The following is a 22,848-nucleotide window of genomic DNA, read 5'->3' as shown; positions in this document are numbered from 1 at the left end:
CGCTACAGGGGTCCGAGCACTGCCGCCGGGTCTGCGTCGAGAGCCAGCGTCTCCAGCACCCCGAGCAGCTGGCGCTCCTCGTAGCGGAAGTGCGACTCCATGATCGCCGCGATGCCCTCCAGGTGCCGGTCCAGCTCGCTCGGCGACTCCCCCGCATCCACGGACGCCTGCAGCCCGGAGATGAGGTGGCCGATCATCGAGTGGTCCTGCTGCAGGCGGGCGAGCGTGTCGCGCAGCTCGGGATGCGCTGCAGCGATCGCGGGGAACAGCTCGCGGTCCTCGCCCCGATGGTGACCGTCGAGCGCGGTGCAGAAGCCGTGGCAGTACAGCAGCAGGTCGCGGGTGGCGGGCTCAGCCGGGTCTCCGCGCTTCACTGCCTCACGCGTGACGGCCAGGGCCTTGCGCAGCCGCGCGTGGACGGCCCTCAGCTCGCTGCTCCACGCGGCCAGCCGGTCCTTCTCCTGTGCACTCATCTGATCGCCTCGCTCACCAAGATAGTCATCGCGTGGCAAGTACGCTCGACGGCATGAGTGCCGCCGACAGCAAGACCCTGCGCGACCGCTGGACCTCCTCGGAGCTCTCGTCGCTGCGGACCCAGCTCGCGCGGCTCTCCGGGGTGGTTCCAGGGCCGCATCGCATCACGCCCAGCTGGCACGATCCGGCATCCTCGGTGACCGACCTCCGAGGGCTGCAGGCCGGCAGCCTCGGCGTGAGCATTACCCACCTCGAGGTCTCCGAGGTCGACGCGAGCGGTTTCACGGGCGGCCTCACCATCCGGGACAGCACGCTCACGCACGTCCGCTTCGAGCACGCGAAGGTCGCGGCGCACGCACGACTCGAGGGTGCTCTGCGGGCCTGCACCTTCACGGGGGCGAACATCCCGCAGGCGTCCATCGGACCCGAGGTGTCGAACTGCTCGTTCGCCGACTCGAAGCTGCGACGCCTCCGCGCTGTGCCAGGAACCGTCTTCTCGAACTGCAGCTTCGACGGCGCGGAGCTGTCGGGGGCGGAGTTCACCAACACGCGCTTCATCGACTGCAGCTTCACCGGCGCGAAGTTCAATGCGGCCACCACGTTCCGCGGCTGCACGTTCGTTGGCGCGTCCCCGAAGTTCGGCAAGGCGAGCGAGACGGGCACGAAGATCGAACCGCTGGCTGGCTGACGTGGCCCGCCACACCCGGGAGCGCGCGGGCTGAGAGAGTCATAGCAACCTCATACGCGCTGGTACGTACTGAACGGGGCCGTGCTCGAGCCTTCCACGCGCAGGCACTGCGTTCAACGGCGCGTGACTGGTTCCGTGAACGGCGTTTCTCATGCCGAACTCATGACCCGGGTCGTTCCCCGGGTTTCGTGGTGGCACAGTCGGCCGCCCTCTCAGCATTCAGCTGAGGGGCCTTCCTACCGTCGAGCGCATGTCATCTTCAGCGAACGCCGCACTGCTCATCCTCCGACTCGCCCTCGGCGCCACCATGCTGCTGCACGGCATCCAGAAGCTCACGACGACCGGGATCGGCGGCGTGCAGGAGATGCTCGGCGGCCTCGGCATCCCCCTCGCGGACGTCGCCGGGGCTGCGCTCCCCTTCGTCGAGATCGTCGCCGGCGCCCTGCTCATCGTCGGGCTGTTCACGCGAGTCGCCGCCGCGCTGCTCGCGGTCGTCTCCCTGGGGGCCATGTTCACCGTGCACTTCACTGCTGGCTTCTTCGCCCAGGACGGCGGGTACGAGTTCGTGCTCGTGCTGGCGCTCGTCGGCATCGCGCTCGTGCTGACCGGTGGGGGCCGCTGGGCGGCGGATGCGCTCATCCGTCGGCCTCGGAGCAACCGCGAGAGCCACCCCGAGAGCCACTCCGAGCGTCGGTCTGCAGCTCAGGTGGCCTGATACCTAGTCCGCCTAGCTACTTGCGGCGAGTCGCGCCCGAGTGGCCGAGGTTTGCGATACGGTCCAATCCACCGGCCCCCCTGCTCCGAATTTCCTCGCACACGGGTGAAGTGACCCGGCGCGCGAAAGGCGGCTGCAGTGCTGGAATCGACAACCCCTCTCCTTGTGGGCCCCGAGACCATCGGATCCGCGGGCACGTACCGAAATGTGACCGACCTGCTCGTCCGACGCCTGGAAGTCGCGCCAGATCACGCCGCATTCGACGTGCCGAGCGACTCCGCTGACCGCTCCGCTCCCTGGCGTCAGGTCTCCACGCGCGAGTACACCGACGCGGTCCGGGCTGTCGCGAAGGGCCTCATCGCCCTTGGCGTGCGCCCCGGTGATTCGATCGCGATCATGGCGCCCACCCGGTACGAGTGGGCCGTCGCCGATCTGGCGGTCTGGTTCGCCGGGGCCGTCGTCGTGCCCATCTACGAGACGTCGGCGCCCACGCAGGTCTCCGCGATCATCCACGACGCCCGCGTCGTCCTCGCGTTCGGCGGCAGCGCGCAGCACGTGCGTCTCCTCGAGGAACCGCTCACCGAGCGCGGCAGGGACGCCCTCGGCGTCTGGTCGATGGATGCGACCTCTGGCCGGAACGAGGGACGCGACCTCGACCGCCTCGCCGCGCTCGGGGCCGGTGTGGCGGATGAGGCGCTCGAGGAGCGCCGACTGCTCGCGACGCCCGACTCTCCCGCGACGATCGTCTACACCTCCGGGACCACCGGCGAGCCCAAGGGCGCCGTCCTCACGCATGAGAACTTCCTCGGACAGGTGCTCAACATCGCGGCCGCCTACGGCGAGGTCGTGCACCCTGCCGGCAACACGATCATCTTCCTGCCCCTCGCCCACGTGCTCGCGCGAGGCCTGCAGCTCATCTGCCTCGCCAGCGGCATGCGCATCGCCCATCTCGCCGACCCGGCCGCTGTCGTGGGAACGCTCGGGCAGCTCACGCCGACATTCCTTGTCGTCGTGCCTCGAGTGCTGCAGAAGATCCAGGCCGCCGCGGGGGCCAAGGCCGCGGCCAAGGGCCTCGGCAAGGTCTGGGCTTCGGCGCAGCGCACGGCGGTGCAGTGGGGCGCGTTCCGCGAGACCGCCAGCCCGACGACGCGTGCACCGATGGGTCTGCGCCTCCGCCACGGCGCCTTCGACCGGCTCTTCTTCAGCCGCCTCCGCGAGGTCATGGGCGGCCGCGTCACCCACGTCCTCTCCGGCGGCGCCACGCTCGATGCCGAGCTGTCCCTGTTCTTCGGCGGCATCGGCGTGCCCGTCATCGAGGGCTACGGTCTCACCGAGACCACGGCGCCGCTCACCGGCAACCTGCCGAACGACATCCGCTCCGGCACCGTCGGCCGGCCGCTCCCCGGGTCCACGGTCCGCATCAGCGACGACGGCGAGATCCTCGCCCGCGGCATCGGCGTCTTCAGCGGCTACCGCAACCCGGAACACAACCGCGACGCCTTCGTCGACGGGTTCTTCCGCACCGGCGACCTCGGCCGCCTCGACGAGCAGGGGCGGGTCGTCCTGGAGGGCCGCCTCAAGGACGTCATCGTCACCTCGAACGGCAAGACGATCGTGCCCATGAGGTGGGAGTCGTCGGTCGAGTCCGACCCGCTCGTCTCGCACGCCGTCATGATCGGCGAGGGACGCAACTACCTGTCCGCGCTCATCATCCTCGACCCGGAGGCGCTCGCCGAGTTCTCGGCGGAGATCGCCGCCGCCACCCACCCGGACCCCGCGCACCACGAGCTGCTCACCGTCGTGGACGCCCGTGCGCGCGACCACGTGCAGGCGGCCGTCGACCGGGCCAACGCGCTCGTCGCCCGAAGCGAGCAGGTTCGACGCTTCACGCTCATCGCGACCGACCTCGAAGACCCCACCTTCATCACGCCGACGCTGAAGCTCAAGCGCGCCGCCGTCCTGCAGCGCAGCACCGACGCCGTCGCGGCCCTGTACGCCTGACGCACGGCCCCACCGACTTTTCCCGTTCACCCGGCGCCAGTTCCAGGCGCCCGACGCCTCGAGAGGCACCAGCATGAGCAGCGAGACCACCGCGAGCAGCAGCACCGCCGGCAAGAAGAACAGGGCGACGATCGTCACGATCCTCATCGCCCTCCTCATCGGGGCGCTCGTCGCCCTCGCCGGGAGCCAGGGCGGAGCGCAGCTCGCCGGCATCCCCCTCTACGCGTGGGCGGTCGCGGCGGCCTTCCTCATCCAGGTCCTCGTGTACCTGCCGTCCGCGGCAGCGAAGACCGAGCGCTTCTTCGACCTCACGGGAAGCGCGACGTTCATCGTCGTCACGATCGGCCTCCTCGTCGCGGCCCCCGAACCGGATGCGCGCGCCTGGGTCCTCGGCGCCATGGTCATCCTGTGGGCGCTCCGCCTCGGGTCGTTCCTCTTCGCGCGCATCCACCGCTCCGGCTCCGACGACCGCTTCGACGACATCAAGGGCGACAAGCTGCGCTTCCTTCGCGTCTGGATCATGCAGGGGCTGTGGGTGAGCCTCACTGCGGCCGCGGCCTGGATCGCCATCGCGGGCGGCACCGACGACCGCGAGCCGTTCGGCTGGCTGGGCGTCGTCGGCATCGTCGTGTGGGCGGCCGGGTTCATCATCGAGGTCGCCGCCGACCTGCAGAAGAACGCCTTCAAGGCGGATCCCGCGAACAAGGGCCGCTTCATCCGCTCGGGCCTCTGGTCGCGTTCGCGCCACCCCAACTACTTCGGCGAGATCCTGCTCTGGGTGGGCGTCGCCATCGTCGCCGCGCCGGTCCTGGTGGGCTGGCAGTGGGTTGCGCTCATCTCCCCCATCTTCGTCGCACTCCTGCTCCTGCGCGTCAGCGGCGTCCCGCTGCTTGAGGCGAAGGCCGACAAGAAGTGGGGCGGCGACGCCGACTACGAGGCGTACAAGCGCGAGACGCCGGTGCTGCTGCCGCGGCTCACGAGCCCGAAGGCGTAGCGCCCGGACGGGGGTCCTCAGGACGAGGGTCTCCCGGACGCCCGCCGCGCTTGGCCAGGCGGGCGAGGATCGCACCCGTCACGATGCCGAGGACGAGCCCGAGGGCGAGGCCGATCGCCCAGCTGTCGAGGATGAGGGCGAGGGCGACGCCGATCGCGAGTCCGACAGCGATGCCGGTCCCCATCTGGGTCGACCCGTTGGTGCCGCCACCTCGAGTGCCGTCCTGCTGCGTGCTGTCCATGTCATCTCCCATCGTCGTTTCCGTTGCGCTCAACGCTACGGAGCCGACGCGGGCCGTGCTTCCCCCCGGCGGCTGACATCCCTCCCCCTGGTGCCGGAGATGCGACTCACCACAGCGGAGGACGGTGGCGCACCTGCGGGCGGATGCGTGTCCGCACCCGCCCGCCTGTCCACCGTCTCGCGGAGGTCCTACGAGAACTCCGGGACGACCTTCTCGATGAACAGCTCGAGCGAGCGCTTCTTCTGCTCGTGCGAGAGCGAGTTGTCGCTCCAGAAGCTGAACTCGTCGACGCCGAGCGCCTCGTACTCGCGCAGCCGAGCGATGACCTCATCCGCCGTGCCGATCATCGCGGTCTTGTGGAGCGCCTCGGGCGTGAACTCGGGCCGTTCGGCGAACTTCGCCGCTGGGCTCGGCTCGAGGAACCCGTCGACGGGGTCGGTCTTGTTGCCGAACCAGGCATCGAACGTGCGGTAGAACTTGTTGACGCCCTCGGCTGCCGGACGCCACCCCTCCGGGTCGGCGTCGTCGTGCACGTAGGTGTGGCGCAGCACCATGATGTCGGGGCGTGCAACCTCCGGATGGTTGGCGACGGCCGTCTCGAACTTGCTCACGAGGTCGGCGACCTCCTCGTCGCCCTTCATGAGCGGCGTCACCATGACGTTGCAGCCGTTGGCGACGGCGAAGTCGTGCGTGTCGGGGTCGCGGGCCGCCACCCACATGGGCGGCGTCGGCCGCTGAACGGGTTTGGGCACGCTCGTCGAGACGGGGAACTGCCAGATCTCGCCGTCGTGCGCGTAGTCGCCCTGCCACAGCTCGCGGACGGCGGGGATGAGCTCGCGCAGGTGCTGCCCGCCTTCCTTGCCCGGCATGCCACCGGCCAGGCGGTCGAACTCGAACTGGTACGCACCTCGGGCGAGCCCCACCTCTGCGCGGCCGCCGCTGATGACGTCGAGCAGCGCCGTCTCGCCGGCCACGCGCAGCGGGTTCCAGAACGGGGCGATGATCGTGCCGGCGCCGAGCCGGATCCTCGTCGTGACCGCTGCGAGGTATGCGAGCTGCGGCATGGGGCTCGGCGAGATCGTGTACTCCATGGAGTGGTGCTCGCCGATCCACACCGTGCTGAAGCCGGCTTCCTCCGCGAGGAGCGTCAGCTCGACGAGCTCCGCGAACAGCTGCTCGGTGCTGACGGAGTCGTCCCAGCGCTCCATGTGGATGAACAGAGAGAAACGCATTGTCGTGTCCTTTCGAGAGTGGATGTGCTCCGCGGTCAGCTGCGGCGGGCTCGTTCTGCGATCGTCGTGTTGCCGCGCGACCAGTGCTCGTGCTCGATCTCGCGGACGACGACCGTGATGTTCTCGGGTGCGGCCCCGACGGTCTCTTCGGCGACGCGGTGGACGCCGTCGATGAGGGCGCGGAGCTGCTCGGGTGTGCGCCCCTTGGCGATCGAGATGTCGATGAGTGGCATGGCCCCTACCCCCGCATCACGAAGGGGTCGGCGACGGGTGACTCGTCGGTGTTGATCCACACGCTCTTGAGGCGCGTGTACTCGTGCATCGACTCGATGCCGTGCTCGATGCCGACGCCGGAGCTCTTGAAGCCCTGCCTCGGTGACATGGGCGACATGGCGCGGTAGGTGTTGACCCAGATCGTTCCCGCCTCGAGTCGGCGAGACATGCGGTGCGCCCTGGCGAGGTTCTGCGTCCAGACGCCGGCGGCGAGGCCGAACTCGGTGTCGTTGGCGAGGCCGACGACCTCATCCTCGGTGTCGAAGGGCATGATCGCGGCGACCGGTCCGAAGATCTCCTCGCGGACGACGCGCATGCTGTTGGTCACGTCGGTGAGCACGGTCGGCTCGAAGTAGTAGCCGGGGAGGGCCACGTCGGGTCTGCCGCCGCCCGCGTAGAGGGTTGCACCCTCGTCGACGCCGATGCCGACGTAGGAGCGGACCTTCTCGAGCTGGTCGCCGAACGCGAGGGGCCCCAGCTCGGTCGCGTCGTCGAGGGGGTCGCCGATGACGATCGACTTCGCCCGCGTCGAGACGCGCTCGAGCAGCTCATCGTAGACGGACCTGTGGGCGAAGACGCGGCTCCCGGCGATGCACGTCTGCCCCGCGGCCGCGTAGATGCCGGCGATGACGCCCATCGCCGCGTTCTCGATGTTCGCGTCGTCGAAGACGATGTTCGGGCTCTTGCCGCCGAGCTCCAGCGTGCACCCGATGAACCGGGCCGCGGCGCTCGCCGCGATCGCGGAGCCCGTGCGAGTCGACCCGGTGAAGGAGATCTTCGCGATGGTGGGGTTCTCGACGAGCGCGGCGCCCGCCTCTGCCCCGAAGCCCGTGACGACGTTGACGACGCCGTCGGGGAAGCCTGCCTCGCTCGCGAGCTGCGCGAAGCGGAGCACGGTGCGCGACGTGTACTCGCTCGGCTTGATGACCACGGTGTTCCCTGCGGCGAGCGCCGGGGCGAGCTTGGAGGTCGTGAGCGTGAGCGGGGAGTTCCAGGGCGTGATCGCGCCGACGACGCCGAGCGGCTCGTGCTGCGTGTAGTTGAGGATCTGCAGGTTGCTGGTCGGGATCTGCGAGCCCTGGATCTTGTCGGCGAGACCGCCGTAGTAGTAGAGGTACTCGGGCAGTGAGGCGAGCTGGCCGCGCATCTCGCGGAGGAGCTTGCCGTTGTCGAGGCTCTCGAGGCGGGCGAGCTCGTCGGCGTTCTGGGCGACGAGGTCGCCGAGACGCCGGAGGAGCTTCCCTCGCTGCGTCGCGGTGAGGCCGCTCCAGCTGGGCGCCTCGAACGCGCGGCGCGCGGCGGCGACGGCCAGCTCGACGTCGGCCGCATCGCCGCGGGCCGCCTCGTAGAGCACCTCGAGGGTCGCCGGGTTGATGCTCTCGAAGTAGGCGCCGCCTGCGGGGTCGCGCCAGGACCCATCGATGAAGTGTCCGTAGCGGTCAGTCATGGTGTGCTCCTTCGTGATGCCGTTGGATGGAGAGTTCTGCGTCGCCGATGAGCGCTTCGAGCTCGTCGACGAGCGTGGAAGGTGCTTCGACCGGGAGCATGTGCCGCACGCCGGGGACGACTTGGGTTCGCGTGCCGGGGATGGCGTCGGCCAGCCTGCGGGTCATGTCCGGGGTCGATCCTGGGTCGAGCTCCCCCGTGATGGCGAGGGCCGGCGCCGTGATCGCGCCGAGCGCGTCCGACACCTGCTGGTCGCCGGTCGCGAAGATCTCGTACGCGTGCCCGAACGACTCGACGTCGTTGGCTTCGAGCACTCGCCTCGTCTCGGCGATCGTCGAAGCGCTCACGCCGCTGCCCGAGTACCAGCGTTCGAGCGACCGCTCGACGGTCGCGCCGAAGTCGGTGCGCGCCGACGCGAGACGCTCGAGCACCGCGGCACGTTCATCCGGTGTGCGTCGGCAGACCGAGCTCACGCAGGTGAGCGTCGCGACGCGCTCCGGTGCGCGGCTCGCGATGTGCTGCGCGGCGAGCGCGCCGAGCGAGAAGCCGACGAGGTGGATCGGCCCGTCAGGCAGTCGCCCTTCGATGTCGGCCGCGAAGTCGGCGAGCGAGGTTGGTGCGCGCAGCGGGGGCTGGGCTCCGTGGCCGGGAAGATCGAGAGCGACGGCCCGCTCGCCGAGCAGGGCCTCGACCGGGGCCCACATCGTGCGGTCGAGCCCCACACCGTGCAGCAGCACGATGGGGGTCTGCTGCGCCTGGGTCGAGCTCACGGTCGCTCCCCTAGAGCTCGGTGGAGAGCGCCGCGAGCCGCTGCTGCGGGCGTCCCTGCGCCGCGCCTGCCAGCGCGATGAGGATCTCGTCCGGGTGCGGCGCATCCGCGATGCGCACCTCGAACGACTGGTGGTGCGAGCGGATGGTCGCGTCGGTGAAGTGCTTGAGGGGGATGTCGAAGGCCACTCCGGCCGGCCCGCGCTTCTCGACGGCGGGGAGCAGCGTGCTCGCGTTCGCCGCCTTGCGGAAGTGATCGCCGAACTTGAGCGTGTGGATCAGCGCCGACCCGTGCTCGACCTCGCCGTTCAGGCCGATGATCGCCGCCTTGCCGTAGGCCTCGAGCGGAGCGCCGAGCGCCTCGATGACGCGGGGCGCGAGCAGCTCCCCGAGCTCGGAGGCGACCGCGTCGATGCCCGCGGTCAGGTCCTCGACGAAGCCCTGGCCAGCCCACGGGTTGTCGATGATCGCCGCGACGACCGCTGTGCGTGCCGCCGGTGAGACCTCGCGGCCTCCCTCGATGAGCGTCTCGTCGACGATGGTGATGACTCTGCGAACCTTCATGCGGTGATTCCTTTCAGGATGTCCGAGGTGACCGGCACGTCAGTCGTGCGGTCGCCGATGCGGGGATGTGGGCGGGGTCCAGAGGAGGCGACCGCGATGACCGCGATCTCGTCGCGGTGCGGCGCATCCGCGAGGTGCACGTCGAGCGATTGGTAGTGGCTGCGCGTCGCGGCCGCAGTCTTGTGCCAGAGCGGCACACGGAGGTCGCCGCCGGCATCAGCCCTGGTGTCGGAGAAGCAGATGATCGAGGTGCCCTCGAGGAACTCGCGCAGCAGGTTCCCGAAGTACGGGGTGTGGATGAGGGCACCAGCGTGCTCGATCTCGCCCTCGAGCCCGACAACCGCCGCCTTGCCGAAGGCCTCGACCTTGCCGGCACCCCCGAGGGCAGCGAGGAGTCGGTCGCTGAGGAGCTTTGCGACGACCGGCGCGACCTCGGCGGTCGCTTCGGTGAGGTCGGCGAGCTTGCCCTGCCCGATCCACGGGTTGCGGACGACCGCAACGGCGCTTGCCTGCCGGATCGCCGCGGGCGCGTCGACGCCGCCGTCGGAGATGACGTCCTCGTACGCGGTGAAGATCTTCCGAACCCCGAGCGCGACGGCCCGTTCGAGCAGGGCATCGCCGTGCTGCTCTGTTGCAGTGACGGTGGTGGTCATGGTGGCTCCTGGTCTTCCTATCGTTCGCGAGCGAGCGCCAGCGGGTCAGGCGTGCGCCGACTCGCTTTCGGCGGGGTTGCCGTGGTCTTCCGGTGCGAGCGCTGCCCGGCTCGAGGCCTCGACGTGGGTGCGCATCGCGAACTCGGCGCCGATGGCGTCCTTCTCCACGATCGACCGCACGATGGCATGGTGCTCATGGTCGGATGCGAGCAGACGGCCGGGGCGCTCGATGGTGCGGAGCACGATGCGGTGGTACGCAAGCTGGTTCATGAGGCGCTCGTAGTGCTCGGCGAGCTTCGCGTTGTCGGCTCCGAGCACGATCGTCCAGTGGAACTCGTGCACGAGGCGTGCGTACTCGGCCGTGTCGTTCGCGCGGACGGCGGCATCGCTCTCGTCGAGGTTGCGTGTGAGGGCCGCGAGCTCTGAGGTCGGCCCGCGCCGGGCGAGCAGGTTCGCGGCGAGGCCTTCCAGCGACTCCTTGAGTTGGAAGAGCTCCACGATCTCGCGCCGAGTCGGTGTCCGCACGAACGTCCCGACGCGGGGGCGGATCTCGACGAGGCCCTCGTTCTCGAGCTGCTTGAGCGCCTCGCGGATGGGCGTGCGGCTCACGCCGAACTCCTGCGCGAGCACGAGCTCCGGCATCGGATCGCCCGGAGGGTACGTCCCGCTCGTCACGAGGCGCCGGAGCCGCTCGAGGAGCGGGAGGTCTGCGTAGGCCTCATCACCGAGACCCAGGGGCGTGATCTGTTGCATACAAGAAAGCTAGCTGGCATGTCACAGGATTGTCAACGGGCCCCATCTTTCCCAGGAAACCCAACGTTTACAACGAACCGTTGACGCATACATGAACCCGGGGTTACGCTCCGTTGCATGCAAGCAAACATCAAAGATGCTGTCGCAGCTGCATGGTCCGACGCGTGGGATCGGGGTGACTTCGGTGCGTTCGAAGCTCTCGTGACGGAGGACTATCAGCGCGAGAGCACACGGTCAGGTCGAGTCTCCGCGCTCGACGAGTTCAAGCAGGAGGTCACCGAGGTGCGCGCCGCGTTCCCGGATCTCGTCACGCGCATCGATCGAGTCCTGGTCGAGGATGACGCCCTCGCCGTCTTCTGGACCTCCGACGGCACGTTCAGCCAGCCGCTCGGCACGGTCCCCCCGACGGGCAAGCGCGTCGTCACGAACGGATCCAACTACGGCACCCTTCGGGACGGGCTCGTCTCCTCCGAGCGTGTGACCTGGGACTCCGCGGAGCTCCTCGCCAACCTCGGCCTGCCCTCGCTGCGCTCGGCGTTCGAGGACGCTGAGGATGACTACGCTGACGAGTCTGCGGCGCCCCCGCGCGAGATGCTCAAGGCGTTCAACAAGCAGTTCATCTCCGGCGTCACGGTCGTGACCACGAAGGATGAGGAAGGCAAGCCGCGCGGTCTCGCCGTGAGCGCCTACTCCTCGGTGTCGCTCGACCCGCCCCTCGTGCTCGTCTGCGTGCAGAAGTCATCCTCGACCTACCCGTCGCTCTTCCGGTCGACGAACCTCGGCATCAACATCCTGTCGAGCGAGCAGCAGGATGTGCTCGCCACCTTCGCCTCGAAGAGTCCAGACAAGTTCGCCGACATCACGTGGCACGAAGGGCCGGATGGCAGCCCCCTCATCGACGGCTCGTCCGCGTCGATCGAGGTCGAGATCAAGGAACGCTTCCAGGCCCTCACCCACACCATCTTCATCGGCCGCGTGCACCACGCGACGACCACCGACGACGCGCCCATCCTCTACAAGGCCGGCAAGTTCTTCGATGGACGAGGGCTCTCAGAGCTCTGACCAGGTCATCACAACCGCGATGACCGTTCCGCCCTCCCGGGCCTGCCTCCTCCGAAGTGGAGCAACACCATGACTCTTCACCATCCCCCGAAGCCCGAGCTGCATGATGACGACGCACTCGATGGTCACGGGCTCGAGCCGACGTCCGGCCCGAGTCGAGCTCAGGCGGCGGCCGACGCGCTGCGTCACCGCCCCGGCGTCGTCTTCTGGGTGTCGATCGCCCTCATCCTCGCGTTCGTGTCGTGGGCTGCGCTGTCGCCCGAGACGCTCAACGCGTCGATGACGGGAGCCATCAACTGGGCCTCGGCAACCGTCGGCTGGTCGTACCTGCTTGTCACGACCGGCTGCATCGGCCTGCTCATCTACCTCGCGTGCAGCAGGTTCGGACGGGTCCGGCTCGGGGCCGACGAGGACCGCCCCGAGTTCAGCACGTGGGCCTGGCTCGCCATGATCGTCTCGACCGTGATGGGCGTCGGGCTCATCAGCTACGGTGTCGCCGAGCCGATCTCGCACTTCGTGCTGCCGCCGCACGCACTCGCCGACCCGGGCACCGCTGAGGCCGCGGTCGTCGCCATGCAGTACTCGTACCTCGACTGGGGCCCCCACGCCTGGGCCGTGTTCGGCGTCTTCGGCGTCGCGATCGCCTACTCGACGCACCGCAAGGGCAACACCGGTCTCGTCTCCCCCATGCTTCGACCCATTCTCGGCAAGCGCGTCGACGGGTGGCTCGGCAACGTCATCGACGTCTTCGCCATCATGGCGACGCTGTTCGGCACGACGACCTCGCTCGGCCTCGGAGCCTCGCAGATCACCGAGGGCCTGAACCGGGTCTTCGGCCTGCCCGCAGAGACCTTCACGCAGATCCTCGTCATCGCCGTCATCACGGTCATCTTCACGCTCTCCGCACTGTCGGGTGTGAACCGCGGCATCAAGTACATCAGCCAGTTCACGATGCTCGCCTCGATCCTCCTCGCCATCTACGTCTTCTTCGCCGGCCCGACGAACTTCATCACGAACCTGTTCTTCCGGTCGACGGGTGCGTACTTCGCCGACTTCTTCTCGATGAGCCTCACGACGCCGCTCACGGCAGAGGACGGGCAGTGGATGCAGTGGTGGACGTACTTCATGATGGCCTGGTGGCTCAGCTGGGGTGCGTTCGTGGGCGTCTTCCTCGCGAAGATCTCGCGCGGCCGCACGATTCGCCAGTTCGTGATCGGGGTGATGGTCGTCCCGAGCCTCGTCTTCTTCGCCTGGTTCACCATCTTCGGTGGGTCGGCGATCAAGTTCGACATGGACGGCGTGGGCAGCATCGGCGAGGCCGCCAGTGCCGACGTCAATACGGCGTTCTTCGAGATGCTCTCCAACCTGCCGCTGGTGGGCATCACCTCGGTGGTCGCGATCATCCTGGTCGTGCTGTTCTTCGTCTCCGGCGCTGACGCGAACACGTTCGTCCTCAGCATGATGTCGTCCCGCGGCGCGCTCGAGCCGACGAAGCTGGTGCTGGCGATCTGGGGTGCGCTGACCGGCCTCTGCGCGGCCCTGCTGCTCCTCACCGGCGGGTTGCAGGCGCTGCAGCAGGCGGCGATGCTCTCCGCGCTGCCGTTCACGGTCATCGTCGCGCTGCTCGCCGTCTCACTGGTCATGCAGTTGAAGAAGGACCCGCACTTCGACTACACGCGGGACGTGCGTCGGGAGGACCTCCGCACCGGGGTCCTTCGACTGCCCTTCCACGGCCCCGCGCGGAAAACGGAGTCAGATTCAGCGCCTGAGCCACCGGCCTCGGCGGGTCAACGGCCGCTCCTGCCTCCGACGCCGTAGACGACGATCGCGGGAATGGGGATGGGGATGGCGAGGAAGAAGATCCACGCCCATCCCCATCCCCATCCCCCGGCGTCTCGCCCCGAACCCGCTTTCGCTACTCCGAAGCCAGTTTCTCGGACAGCTCCGCCAGCGCTTCGGTGACTGCGCCCCAGCCGTCGAAGAAGCCGAGCTCCGCGTGCAGCGCACGTGCTGCCCCATCCACGTGACGGGCGAGAGCAACGTATTCGGTGCCCTCTGGGTGCTCGAGGAACAAGAACGATGCCACGATCGAGACTGGGGCAGGCTCGGCTGGGCGCAGCGCCGACGTGACCGCGTTCGTGAAGACGAGGCGTTCCCCCTCCTCCACGATCAGGAAGATGCCGTCGGTGTGCGGGACGAACATCTCGCCGTCGTCGCTCATCTGCGTCGTCAACGCGCCACCGGGCCGGACATCGAGCTGCTCGACGCGGGTCATCGTCGGGGCGGGCGTCCACCAGCTCGCGAACAGCTCCGGGGTGGTCCAGGCGCGCCAGACCACGTCGCGTGGTGCGCGGATGACTCGACTCAGGGTGAGGTCGAGCTCGGGGTCGAGTGCTTCAGCTGTCATGTGCGCTCCAGTTCTACGATGACGAACAGCCCGATCCTGGCAGACCGCGAGCGTGCAGTCGACAAGGACCGGGCTGAATCGCCGTTCAGTTCCCGAAGAACGAGGTGTGGCTCCTGGAGCCGGCGCTGGGAGCGGACCTGTGGTCACGTCAGCTGCGTCTTGACGACCACACCGCCGCCACCGGTGCGTGGTCCGTCCGGGCCCCAGCGCGTTATTCGACGAGCTTGCCTTCGACGGAGACCTCTCCGATGAGCTCGGCGATCTCGGCAGGCACCGGCGGGATCTCCTCACGCGTGATGCCGCCCTTCGGCGACCACACGAGGTTCACCTGCATGGCCGGGTCGAGCTCGGGGAAGTCGCTGCGGTTGTGGCAGCCGCGCGTCTCGCGACGCTCGAGGGCCGCCTCAAGCGTCGCCCGAGCGGCGAGGGCGGACGACTTGAGGTCGAAGGCGTGCGCGAGGTCCTGGAATCCGGCGATGTCGGGGTGGATGCCGACGTCCTCCATGCGCGACTCGATGACATCCAGCGCTGCGATGCCCGCCTTCAGCCCTTCTTCGTCGCGAACGACGCCCGCGTACTCGGTCATCGTGTCGCGGATCGCGCGCTGCAGGGCGCGCACGTTCTCGCGTCCGTCGGCCGAGAGGAGGTCGTTGATCTCGCCGCGTGCCTGCGCGACGGCCGATGCTGAGCGGCGCTGCGCATCCAGTCCCCCGGAGTGGGCGACGGCTGCCTGGCCGACGATGCGGCCGAACACGAGCAGCTCGATGAGCGAGTTGCCGCCGAGGCGGTTCGCGCCGTGCAGGCCGCTGGATGCCTCACCGATGGCGTAGAGGCCGTCGACGTCGGTGCTGTGGTCGTCGGGGCGAACCCACACGCCACCCATCGAGTAGTGCGCGGTTGGCGCGATCTCGATCGGCTTCTCGGTGATGTCCAGCATCTGCAGCTCGAGCATCTGCTGGTAGATGCGCGGCAGGCGGTTCATGATCGTCTCGCGGGGCAGGTGCGACACGTCGAGCCAGACGCCGCCGTTCGCGGTGCCCCGCCCCTCCTTGATCTCCGTGTAGGCGGCGAGGGCGACGCGGTCGCGCGTCGAGAGCTCCATGCGCTCCGGGTCGTAGCGTTCCATGAAGCGCTCACCGAGGCCGTTGGTGAGGATGCCGCCTTCGCCGCGGGCGGCCTCGGAGACGAGCGTTCCGGCCGCGTTCTCGGGCTCGATGATGCCGGACGGGTGGAACTGCACGAGCTCCGGGTCGCGGAGTCGCCCGCCGGCCTCGACGGCGAGGCGGAACGAGTCGCCCGTGTTCTCGTCGCGGCGTGAGGACGTGCGCCGCCAGATGCGGTTGTGGCCGCCGGCCGCGAGGATCACGGAGTCGGCGTGGATGAGGTACCGGGTTCCGTCGTTGATGTCGAAGCCGTACGCGCCGAAGACGACGTTGTCGCTCACGAGGATGCGCGTGATGTAGACGGTGTCGAGGATCGGGATGTCGAGCTGCTCGCTGCGTGCGACGAGGGAGCGCTGGATCTCGAGGCCGGTGTAGTCGCCGGCGAAGGCGGTGCGGCGGAACTTGTGGGCGCCGAAGAAGCGCTGTGAGATGCGGCCGTCGCCTTCGCGCTGGAAGCCCATGCCGTAGCGCTCAAGGTCGCGGATGCCCTGCTCGGCTCCGCGGGTCACGATCTCGACGGTGTGCGGGTTGGCGAGCCAGTAGCTCTCCTTGATGGTGTCGGCGGCGTGCTGCTGCCAGCTGTCCTCCTCGTCCATGGTTCCGAGGGCGGCGTTGATGCCGCCGGCGGCGAGGGAGGTGTGGGCGTCGTGCTTGGGTCGCTTGCCGACGGCGAGCACATCCACGCCCTGCTCGGCTACTTCGATGGCGGCGCGCAGCCCGGAACCGCCGGTTCCGATGACGAGCACGGTGGTGGAGATCTGGCGTTCGATGGACGTTGTCGCGGTCATGACAGCAACGCTAGAGAGCTTCGTGTGATTACTCCAATGCATAGTCCTGCTCGTGGTGATGCGCGTAGGCTATGGCCATGAATTTAGACCAGTTGCGGAGCTTTGTCGAGGTCGCCTCGCAAGGGCACTTCACGCGGGCGGCGGAGGCGCTGCATCTCGCGCAGCCCTCGCTGAGCCGACAGATCTCGACCCTCGAGCAGGATCTCGGGGCGCCGCTGTTCAACCGCACGCCCGGCCGGGTCGCGCTCACCGATGCCGGCGAATCCCTGCTCCCCCTCGCGAGGCGAATGCTCGCCGACGCCGACTCGGTGCGCCGGGAGATGGCGGAGCTCGCCGACCTGCAGCGAGGCACGGTGCGCCTCGGCGCGACCCCGTCGCTCTGCGTGAGCCTCGTGGCGGATGCGCTGCAGTCGTTCCACGCATCGCATCCCGGCATCGAGCTGCACGTCTCGGAGAGCGGCTCGCAGGGGCTCATCGAGCAGCTCGCGGAAGGCGCACTCGACCTGGCGCTCATCACGACCCCCGAGTCGCGGCAGTCTCCGCGCGCGACGCTGAGCCGGATCCCGCTGCTCAACGAGGAGCTGCTCGTCGTCTCCTCCCTGACGGGCGACCGGGCGCTCGACGCCCAGACGCTCACCCTCGCCGATCTTGCGGCCAGGCCACAGGTCGTCTTCCACCGTGGCTACGACCTCCGCGCGACGACGGAGGCCGCCTACCTCGAGGCGGGTCTGAACCCGAACGTCGTCGTCGAGGGGCCGGAGATGGATGCGGTGCTCCGGTTCGTGGAGCTGGGCCTGGGCGTGGCGGTCGTGCCGGCCATGGTGCTCCGCGGACGGCAGGGCTTCCGCTCGGCCCGCCTCACCGACTCGAGCCTGCAGCGCACCGTGAGCCTTGCGCACCGCAGCGACGTGCCCCTCTCCCGCGCCGCACGCGCCATGGCGGCGACGATCGAATCGATCGCCGCCGCCATGGTCGGCCAGACGCCGGGAACCAGCAGCGTCTGACCCAACACGTCCCCGAGGGTTATCGTGCGTCGGAGCTCACGAGCTCCTTCTCCTCCTGCTTCGCACGCTTGCGAGCCACGAGGCGGCCGCGCACGGTGAAGGCAAGCACCAGCGCCAGGAGGGTGTAGAGCGCGATCGCGATCGGCCCCTGCACGAGCACGGAGAAGTCGCCATTGGCGCTCATCGCCGCATCCCGCAGGCTCGTCTCGGCCAGTGGGCCGAGGACCATGCCGATGATGAGCGGTGCGATCGGGAAGTCGAGAGCCCGCATCAGGAAGCCGAGCAGGCCGACCCCGAGCAGCATGAGCAGATCGAAGGTCGAACCCGACGTGGCGTAGATGCCGAGCGCGCAGAAGATCGTGATGCCCGCGTACAGGTAGGGGCGCGGGATGAGGAGCAGCTTCGCCCACAGCATCGCGAACGGCAGGTTCAGGACGAGCAGCACCACCATGGCGATGAAGAAGCTCGCGAGCAGCGCCCAGACCAGCTCAGGGGCGCGGTCGAAGAGCAGCGGGCCCGGCTGCAGGCCGTACTGACGGAACGCGGCGAGCATGATCGCTGCCGTCGCCGAGATGGGGAGGCCGAGCGCCAGGAGCGCACCCATCGCCATGCCCGTCGTCGCGTTGCCAGCGGCCTCCGGGGCTGCGAGGCCCCTGATCGCGCCCTTGCCGAACTGCGGGTTCGTGCGGCGCGCATCCAGTCGCTTCTCCAAGCCGAAGGCGAGGAACGTGGGGATCTCGGAGCCACCGGCCGGCACCACGCCGAACGGGAGACCGATGACGGTGCCACGCAGCCAGGCCGGCATGGCCTCCTTGAACTCCTTGCGGCTCAGCCACGGGCGCCCCTTCGGACGGATCAGACCCTTGTCGTTGACGTGCCGCTCGAGGCAAGCGACGTAGATGACCTCGCCGAGCGCGAGGACCGCGACCGTCACGGTCACCAGCGATATGCCGTCGAACAGCTGCGGGGAGTCCATCGTGAAGCGCGGGGCGCCGGAGACGCCGTCGATGCCGATGACGGCGATGCCGAGGCCGATGAACAGGGCCGTGAGCCCCTTGACGACGTTGTCAGTGACCACGGTGGAGGTCGCCGCGAACGCGAACACTGCGAGGGCGAAGAACTCCGCCGGCCCGAAGCTGCTGGAGAAGTCGGCAAGCGCGGGGGCCAGGAAGACCACCACGATCGAGGCGATGAAGCCGCCGATGAAGGCGCCGATGGCAGCAGTCGCGAGCGCCTGAGCGGCCCGCCCGTTCAGCGCCATCTTGTGGCCCTCGAACGTGGAGGCGATGGCTGACGCCTGGCCGGGCGTGTTCATCAGGATGCCCATGGTCGAGTCGCCGAAGAGGCCGCCGAAGTAGACGCCGGCGAACATGATGAACGCGGCCGTCGGCTCGAGGGAGAACGTGACGGGCAGCAGGAGGGCGACCGCCATCGAGGAGCCGAGGCCCGGCAGCACGCCGACGGCGGTGCCGAGGAGGCAGCCGACGAAGACCCACATGAGGTTCTGCCAGGTGAGGGCACCGGCGAACCCCTCCATGAGGAGTTGGAGCGTTTCCATGTCAGATACCTCCGAGGATGCCGGACGGGAGCGACATGCCGAGTGCCATGTCGAAGGCGATGTAGGCGAGCGAGCTCAGCGTGAAGCCCACGACGAGGCTCGCCACCGGCTTCGTGGAACCGAAGCCGCGGGCCACGCACCAGAAGAGGAGGGCGGCTGCGATGACCCAGCCGAGCAGGTCGAGCGTCAGCGAGAACACCAGGAACGAGCCGACGACCCAGGCGAACGATTTCACGTCGACGCGCACCTTGCGCGGGGCGTCTGCTGCACCCGCCGCGGCGAGCGCCTCGTCGTCGGCCAGTGCACGGGCGAGAAGCTCCTCCTCGGTCATAGTCGACGCGGAGGCCGCGGCCGCGGTCGCGCGCATCTCCCGGACAGCACCGACGGCGAGCAGAGCCGCGAAGAGGTAGAGGCCGGCGGCGATGAGGCCGGGGAAGAACTGCGGTCCAGGGAAGTCGGCGCCCTCTGGCACCTTCATCGTGACGATGCCGAAGACGAGGTAGGTGGCGAAGGCTGCGATGACCAGCGGCATCGTCAGTCCCTTGAGGAGGGTGGCCGTCTTGCTCGGGCCGGCGGCGAAGGTCAGGTCTCCGCCGATGACCGCTGACGCGGCCGTCGGGTTCGCGTGGTGCGTCATTGTCCCATCTCCTCGTAGAGCTCCTTGATGCGCAGTTCCTCTTCAGCGAGGAAGGTGTCGAGCTCGTCGCCCGTGATGAGGCGCTCGTTCCAGTGGTACCTGTCGATGGCGTCCTGCCACTCGGGCGTCTCCGTCGTCTGCACCACGAGTTCGGCGAGCGCGTCCGTCTGCTCCTCGGTCAAGCCGGAGGGAGCGTGAATCGATCGCCAGTTCGTGAGCGAGATGTCGTAGCCCTGCTCGGCGGCTGTCGGAATGTCGACGCCTTCGATGGGCTCCTTCGCCACGACCGCGAGCGCCCGCAGCCTGCCGGCCTCGATCTGGTCGATGTTGTCCGCGTAGCCTCCGGCCGCGGCCTGCGCCGTTCCGTTGAGGAGCGCCTGAATGGCCTCGCCACCGCCATCAGATGAGATGTAGGTGGTGTTGACGGGCTCGATGCCTGCGCTCAGCGCGAGGTCGGTCACCACGAGCTGGTCGAACGAGCCACCGCCCGTCCATGGAATGGACTTCGGGTCGGCCTTCCATGCCGTGGCGAGGTCCTCGAGGGTCTCGTACGGCGAGTCGGCGGGGACGACGATGACGTCGTACTCCTCGACCATCACCGCGAGCGGCGTGACGTCCTCGAGCTTCGCCGCGGAGTCGTACTGGATGGTGGCGGCCAGCAGGCCGGTTCCTCCGACGAGGAGGTTGTTGGGTTCACCATCGAGCACGCTCACGTTGCCGAGCGCGATCGTTCCGCCGGCCCCGGGCATGTTGACCACCTGCACGTTGTTGACGAGCCCGTTGGCTTTCTGCGCCTGCTGCAGTTCGCGGGCGACGGTGTCCCAGCCGCCACCGGCAGCTGCCGGGGCGATGATCGTCATGGACGCGTTGATGTCCTGACCCGCCGCGGCGGACGTGATCGAGCCGAAGCTCGCGACGGCGATCGATGCGGCGGCCACGACCCCGCCGATGACGCGGCCGATGACGCGGCCGATGACGCGCCCGCCACCGGACTTGGCCCGCCGGCCAGGTTCGTCCGGTACCACCGGCTCTCTCGTTGCTCGGATCATCATTGCTCCATTCGCGCGGACATCGTTGTCTCCGCAATATCGCCCTAGGATTGCATCGCGTTCGAACGTGGGGAGCTCCACGAGGAGTTGTGCTCATAAGTGCTCGTAAGCCCGGTGCGAAGAGGCATCGCGTGGCGGCAGCGGGCCGGAGGCGAGAGCGCGGGAGGTGAGGATGACGTTGCCGTTCAAGCTCAGCCAGCGGGCCGTGCGCCTCGGGATGCTCGTGGTGCCGAGTCTCATCACGCTCGGTTCCGTCTCGATCACGGCCGCGATCGCGTTCTCGGCGCAGGAGCGGGAGCTGCGCGACACGACCGCCGAGCGCGTGCAGGAAGTCGCGTCGAGCCTCGCGGAGCTGGATGAGGTGCGCGGCGCGCTCGAGGGCGTCGCGAACGCGGGAACCGCGTCGGCGCTCGCTGACGCGGATGACCTCGCAGTGGCCACCGATGACCTGCAGCCGCTCGCAAGCCTCGTCGAGAACGCGACGGGCGTCTACTACGTCGTGGTGACCGACGACGAGGGCGTGCGCATCACGCATCCGGACCCCGCCGAACGCGGGGTGCAGGTCTCGACGGCCAATGCGTCCGTGCTCGCCGGTGAGCCGTACCTCGGGACGGAGGAAGGCGCATCCGGCCCCTCGCTGCGCGCGAAAGTCCCGGTGTTCGGGGACGACGGCGCCATCGTCGGAATGGTCGCCGTCGGCGTGCTCGAGTCAAGCATCTCCGCGGAGGGCGCCGAGGCCCTCGGGGAGCTCCTCCCCTGGACGATCGGCGCGCTCGTCCTCGGCACGCTCGCCAGCTCGGCCCTCGCGTTCGCGGTCGAGCGCCGCTTCCGCAGACTCGACGCGCTCTCCGCCGAGCACGCGCAGATGCAGCGGACGACAACCGCCCTGCGGGAGCAGTCGCACGAGTTCAGCACCCGCATGCACGTGGTCCACGGCCTCGTCTCGAGAGGCGACGCCCAGGACGCCCTCGAGTACATCGACGAGGTCGTGCCGGTGCGCACGGCAGGGGTCGGTGCCCCCGACAGCACCGACTCGAGCATCCATCTTCCCCTGCTTGACGCCACGACACAGGCGGTGCGGGCTGAGCTGCACGAGCTGGGAACGCAGGCGAGCTTCGACCTGGAGCTCGACGACGACATCGACGACGGAGTCGTGACCGTCATCGCGAACCTCTGCCGCAACGCCGGCGAGGCAGGCGCATCTCGGGTGCGCTGCACGCTTCGCGAGAGCGACAACCGCATCATCGGGCTCGTCGACGACGACGGTCCAGGTCTGGATGCCGAGGCGAGCGGCCGCATCTTCACTCCAGGGTTCTCGTCCAAGGCGGACCCCACTGGGCTCGGACGGGGCATCGGCCTCGAGCTTGTCCGCCGGACGGTCACGTCGCGCGGCGGCACCATCGAAGTCGGGGCGTCCAGACTCGGCGGATCGCGCTTCGCCTTCGAGATCGAGCGTCTGAGGTGAACGCGATCGCGGAGGCAAACGCAGGCGCAGACGCCGACGCCGACGCCAACGCAGGCGCAGAAGCGGCGGCGGCAGCAGCAGCAGCAGCAGGAGCAACATCAGCGCCGAAAGGGATGAGAGGAGCCAGATGAGCGATCGAGGAGACGGCAGCCCGCAGGCGACTGCGAACCCGATCAGGGTGCTCGTCGTCGACGACGATCGCGGGGCTCGGGCGCTGCACAGCGGGTTCGTCGCCGACATCCCCGGGTTCGCCCTCGCCGGGACCGCCAGCACGGGTGAATCCGCGCTCGCGCAGAGCATGAGCGGCGTCGACCTCATCCTCCTCGACATGCGGCTTCCCGACATCAGTGGGGTGGAGGTGCTGCACCGGCTCAGAACGCTCGGCGCGAAGGTGCCGGATGTGCTGGTGATCAGCTCCTCCCGAGACCAGACCACGGTGAGACAGGCCCTCGCGGCGCACGTCGTCGGCTATCTCATCAAGCCGTTCACGCAGGCGGCCCTGCAGGAGCGCCTCGACCTCTACATCGCAGAGCGTCGGGCGAGCTCGGCGAACGACCGAGAGCGGCCCCTCGGCCAAGGCGAGATCGACCGCCTGCTGGCCACTGGCAGCATCCGCCAGCCCGCAGCGCCGCGAGGCCCCTCGAGCGCGGCCCGAAGCGGGGCATCACCGTCCACCGAGCTTCCCAAAGGGCTGGCCCAGGTGACGCTCGAGCGGGTCGTTGCTGCGCTCGACCCGGTGATCCCCGCGACGGTGCTCGACGTGGCCGAGGCATGCGAGATCTCCCGTGCGACGGCCAGACGCTACCTCGACCACCTCGTGGTCACAGGGGTGATCGACCTCGCGCATCGGTACGGCAAGCGCGGGCGGCCGCAGGTGCTCTACCGGTTGTCTCCTTCCCCCGAACGCTGATCG

General features: G+C 68.9%; 23 protein-coding genes. 9 read left to right on the top strand and 14 right to left on the bottom strand.

Annotated features, from left to right (window positions below):
- Window positions 1-2 precede the first annotated feature (2 nt).
- Window positions 3-473, bottom strand: coding sequence for a hemerythrin domain-containing protein (locus C5B97_RS08440; protein ID WP_104311665.1), 471 nt, complete (start codon window positions 471-473; stop codon window positions 3-5).
- Between the two features lie 32 nt (window positions 474-505).
- Here C5B97_RS08440 and C5B97_RS08435 point away from each other — a divergent pair, with 32 nt between their 5' ends.
- The 4 genes from C5B97_RS08435 (at window position 506) to C5B97_RS08420 (ending at window position 4,872) form a co-directional block, all read left to right on the top strand.
- Window positions 506-1,162 (top strand): pentapeptide repeat-containing protein, encoded by a 657-nt coding sequence (locus tag C5B97_RS08435; protein ID WP_181026955.1) that lies wholly within the window; start codon window positions 506-508, stop codon window positions 1,160-1,162.
- Between the two features lie 250 nt (window positions 1,163-1,412).
- Complete coding sequence (locus tag C5B97_RS08430; RefSeq protein WP_104311663.1) at window positions 1,413-1,877, top strand: DoxX family protein; 465 nt, start codon at window positions 1,413-1,415, stop codon at window positions 1,875-1,877.
- 138 nt (window positions 1,878-2,015) lie between these two features.
- Window positions 2,016-3,878, top strand: coding sequence for a long-chain fatty acid--CoA ligase (locus C5B97_RS08425; protein WP_104311662.1), 1,863 nt, complete (start codon window positions 2,016-2,018; stop codon window positions 3,876-3,878).
- A gap of 73 nt (window positions 3,879-3,951) precedes the next feature.
- Complete coding sequence (locus C5B97_RS08420; RefSeq protein WP_104311661.1) at window positions 3,952-4,872, top strand: DUF1295 domain-containing protein; 921 nt, start codon at window positions 3,952-3,954, stop codon at window positions 4,870-4,872.
- Here the strand turns inward: C5B97_RS08420 and C5B97_RS08415 are convergent.
- From C5B97_RS08415 to C5B97_RS08380, 8 genes are all read right to left on the bottom strand, one after another.
- Window positions 4,853-5,113, bottom strand: coding sequence for a hypothetical protein (locus C5B97_RS08415; RefSeq protein ID WP_104311660.1), 261 nt, complete (start codon window positions 5,111-5,113; stop codon window positions 4,853-4,855). The two genes, C5B97_RS08420 and C5B97_RS08415, sit on opposite strands and share 20 nt — an antisense overlap.
- 188 nt (window positions 5,114-5,301) lie before the next feature.
- On the bottom strand, window positions 5,302-6,345 hold the full coding sequence (locus C5B97_RS08410; protein ID WP_104311659.1) for an LLM class flavin-dependent oxidoreductase: 1,044 nt from the start codon (window positions 6,343-6,345) through the stop codon (window positions 5,302-5,304).
- Window positions 6,346-6,380: 35 nt separating this feature from the next.
- Window positions 6,381-6,578 carry a 4-oxalocrotonate tautomerase family protein gene (locus C5B97_RS08405; RefSeq protein WP_104252646.1) on the bottom strand — a complete coding sequence of 66 codons (198 nt, stop codon included), beginning with the start codon at window positions 6,576-6,578 and terminating at the stop codon, window positions 6,381-6,383.
- A 5-nt stretch (window positions 6,579-6,583) separates the two neighbouring features.
- Window positions 6,584-8,065 (bottom strand): aldehyde dehydrogenase, encoded by a 1,482-nt coding sequence (locus C5B97_RS08400; protein WP_104311658.1) that lies wholly within the window; start codon window positions 8,063-8,065, stop codon window positions 6,584-6,586.
- A complete protein-coding gene (locus C5B97_RS08395; RefSeq protein ID WP_258068076.1) occupies window positions 8,058-8,834 on the bottom strand; it encodes an alpha/beta fold hydrolase in 777 nt (258 codons plus the stop codon). The genes C5B97_RS08400 and C5B97_RS08395 overlap by 8 nt, the downstream gene beginning before the upstream one ends.
- A 10-nt stretch (window positions 8,835-8,844) precedes the next feature.
- On the bottom strand, window positions 8,845-9,396 hold the full coding sequence (locus C5B97_RS08390) for an amino acid synthesis family protein (RefSeq protein ID WP_104311656.1): 552 nt from the start codon (window positions 9,394-9,396) through the stop codon (window positions 8,845-8,847).
- Entirely contained in the window at window positions 9,393-10,049 is a 657-nt protein-coding gene (locus C5B97_RS08385) for an amino acid synthesis family protein (protein WP_104311655.1), read from the bottom strand. Before C5B97_RS08385 ends, C5B97_RS08390 begins: the two co-directional genes overlap by 4 nt.
- 45 nt (window positions 10,050-10,094) lie before the next feature.
- On the bottom strand, window positions 10,095-10,802 hold the full coding sequence (locus C5B97_RS08380) for a GntR family transcriptional regulator (protein ID WP_104311654.1): 708 nt from the start codon (window positions 10,800-10,802) through the stop codon (window positions 10,095-10,097).
- A gap of 117 nt (window positions 10,803-10,919) precedes the next feature.
- Here C5B97_RS08380 and C5B97_RS08375 point away from each other — a divergent pair, with 117 nt between their 5' ends.
- A complete protein-coding gene (locus C5B97_RS08375; protein ID WP_104311653.1) occupies window positions 10,920-11,864 on the top strand; it encodes a flavin reductase in 945 nt (314 codons plus the stop codon).
- A gap of 69 nt (window positions 11,865-11,933) precedes the next feature.
- On the top strand, window positions 11,934-13,682 hold the full coding sequence (locus tag C5B97_RS08370; RefSeq protein WP_104311652.1) for a BCCT family transporter: 1,749 nt from the start codon (window positions 11,934-11,936) through the stop codon (window positions 13,680-13,682).
- Window positions 13,683-13,779: 97 nt separating this feature from the next.
- On the opposite strand, the gene C5B97_RS08365 is transcribed toward C5B97_RS08370, so the two are convergent.
- Both C5B97_RS08365 and C5B97_RS08360 read right to left on the bottom strand, forming a co-directional pair.
- Complete coding sequence (locus C5B97_RS08365; RefSeq protein ID WP_104311651.1) at window positions 13,780-14,271, bottom strand: SRPBCC domain-containing protein; 492 nt, start codon at window positions 14,269-14,271, stop codon at window positions 13,780-13,782.
- A 211-nt stretch (window positions 14,272-14,482) separates the two neighbouring features.
- Window positions 14,483-16,222 (bottom strand): FAD-binding protein, encoded by a 1,740-nt coding sequence (locus C5B97_RS08360; protein WP_104311650.1) that lies wholly within the window; start codon window positions 16,220-16,222, stop codon window positions 14,483-14,485.
- 77 nt (window positions 16,223-16,299) lie between these two features.
- On the opposite strand from C5B97_RS08360, the gene C5B97_RS08355 reads away from it, so the two are divergent.
- A complete protein-coding gene (locus C5B97_RS08355) occupies window positions 16,300-17,226 on the top strand; it encodes a LysR family transcriptional regulator (protein WP_181026954.1) in 927 nt (308 codons plus the stop codon).
- 19 nt (window positions 17,227-17,245) lie between these two features.
- On the opposite strand, the gene C5B97_RS08350 is transcribed toward C5B97_RS08355, so the two are convergent.
- The 3 genes from C5B97_RS08350 to C5B97_RS08340 are packed head-to-tail and all read right to left on the bottom strand — an operon-like array spanning window position 17,246 to window position 20,473.
- Entirely contained in the window at window positions 17,246-18,784 is a 1,539-nt protein-coding gene (locus C5B97_RS08350; RefSeq protein WP_104311648.1) for a tripartite tricarboxylate transporter permease, read from the bottom strand.
- A 1-nt stretch (window position 18,785) separates the two neighbouring features.
- Complete coding sequence (locus C5B97_RS08345) at window positions 18,786-19,421, bottom strand: tripartite tricarboxylate transporter TctB family protein (RefSeq protein WP_104311647.1); 636 nt, start codon at window positions 19,419-19,421, stop codon at window positions 18,786-18,788.
- Window positions 19,418-20,473, bottom strand: coding sequence for a tripartite tricarboxylate transporter substrate binding protein (locus C5B97_RS08340; RefSeq protein ID WP_104311646.1), 1,056 nt, complete (start codon window positions 20,471-20,473; stop codon window positions 19,418-19,420). Before C5B97_RS08340 ends, C5B97_RS08345 begins: the two co-directional genes overlap by 4 nt.
- Before the next feature lie 169 nt (window positions 20,474-20,642).
- Here C5B97_RS08340 and C5B97_RS08335 point away from each other — a divergent pair, with 169 nt between their 5' ends.
- Both C5B97_RS08335 and C5B97_RS08330 read left to right on the top strand, forming a co-directional pair.
- Window positions 20,643-21,935 carry an ATP-binding protein gene (locus tag C5B97_RS08335; protein WP_249312051.1) on the top strand — a complete coding sequence of 431 codons (1,293 nt, stop codon included), beginning with the start codon at window positions 20,643-20,645 and terminating at the stop codon, window positions 21,933-21,935.
- A gap of 127 nt (window positions 21,936-22,062) precedes the next feature.
- On the top strand, window positions 22,063-22,845 hold the full coding sequence (locus tag C5B97_RS08330; protein WP_104311645.1) for a response regulator: 783 nt from the start codon (window positions 22,063-22,065) through the stop codon (window positions 22,843-22,845).
- The last annotated feature ends 3 nt before the right edge of the window (window positions 22,846-22,848 follow it).

Origin of the sequence: Pseudoclavibacter sp. RFBB5, assembly GCF_002931555.1 — a bacterium.
Taxonomy (GTDB): domain Bacteria; phylum Actinomycetota; class Actinomycetes; order Actinomycetales; family Microbacteriaceae; genus Pseudoclavibacter.
The sequence above is the reverse complement of the archived record's forward strand: the minus strand, read 5'-3'. Positions and strand labels throughout refer to the sequence as shown.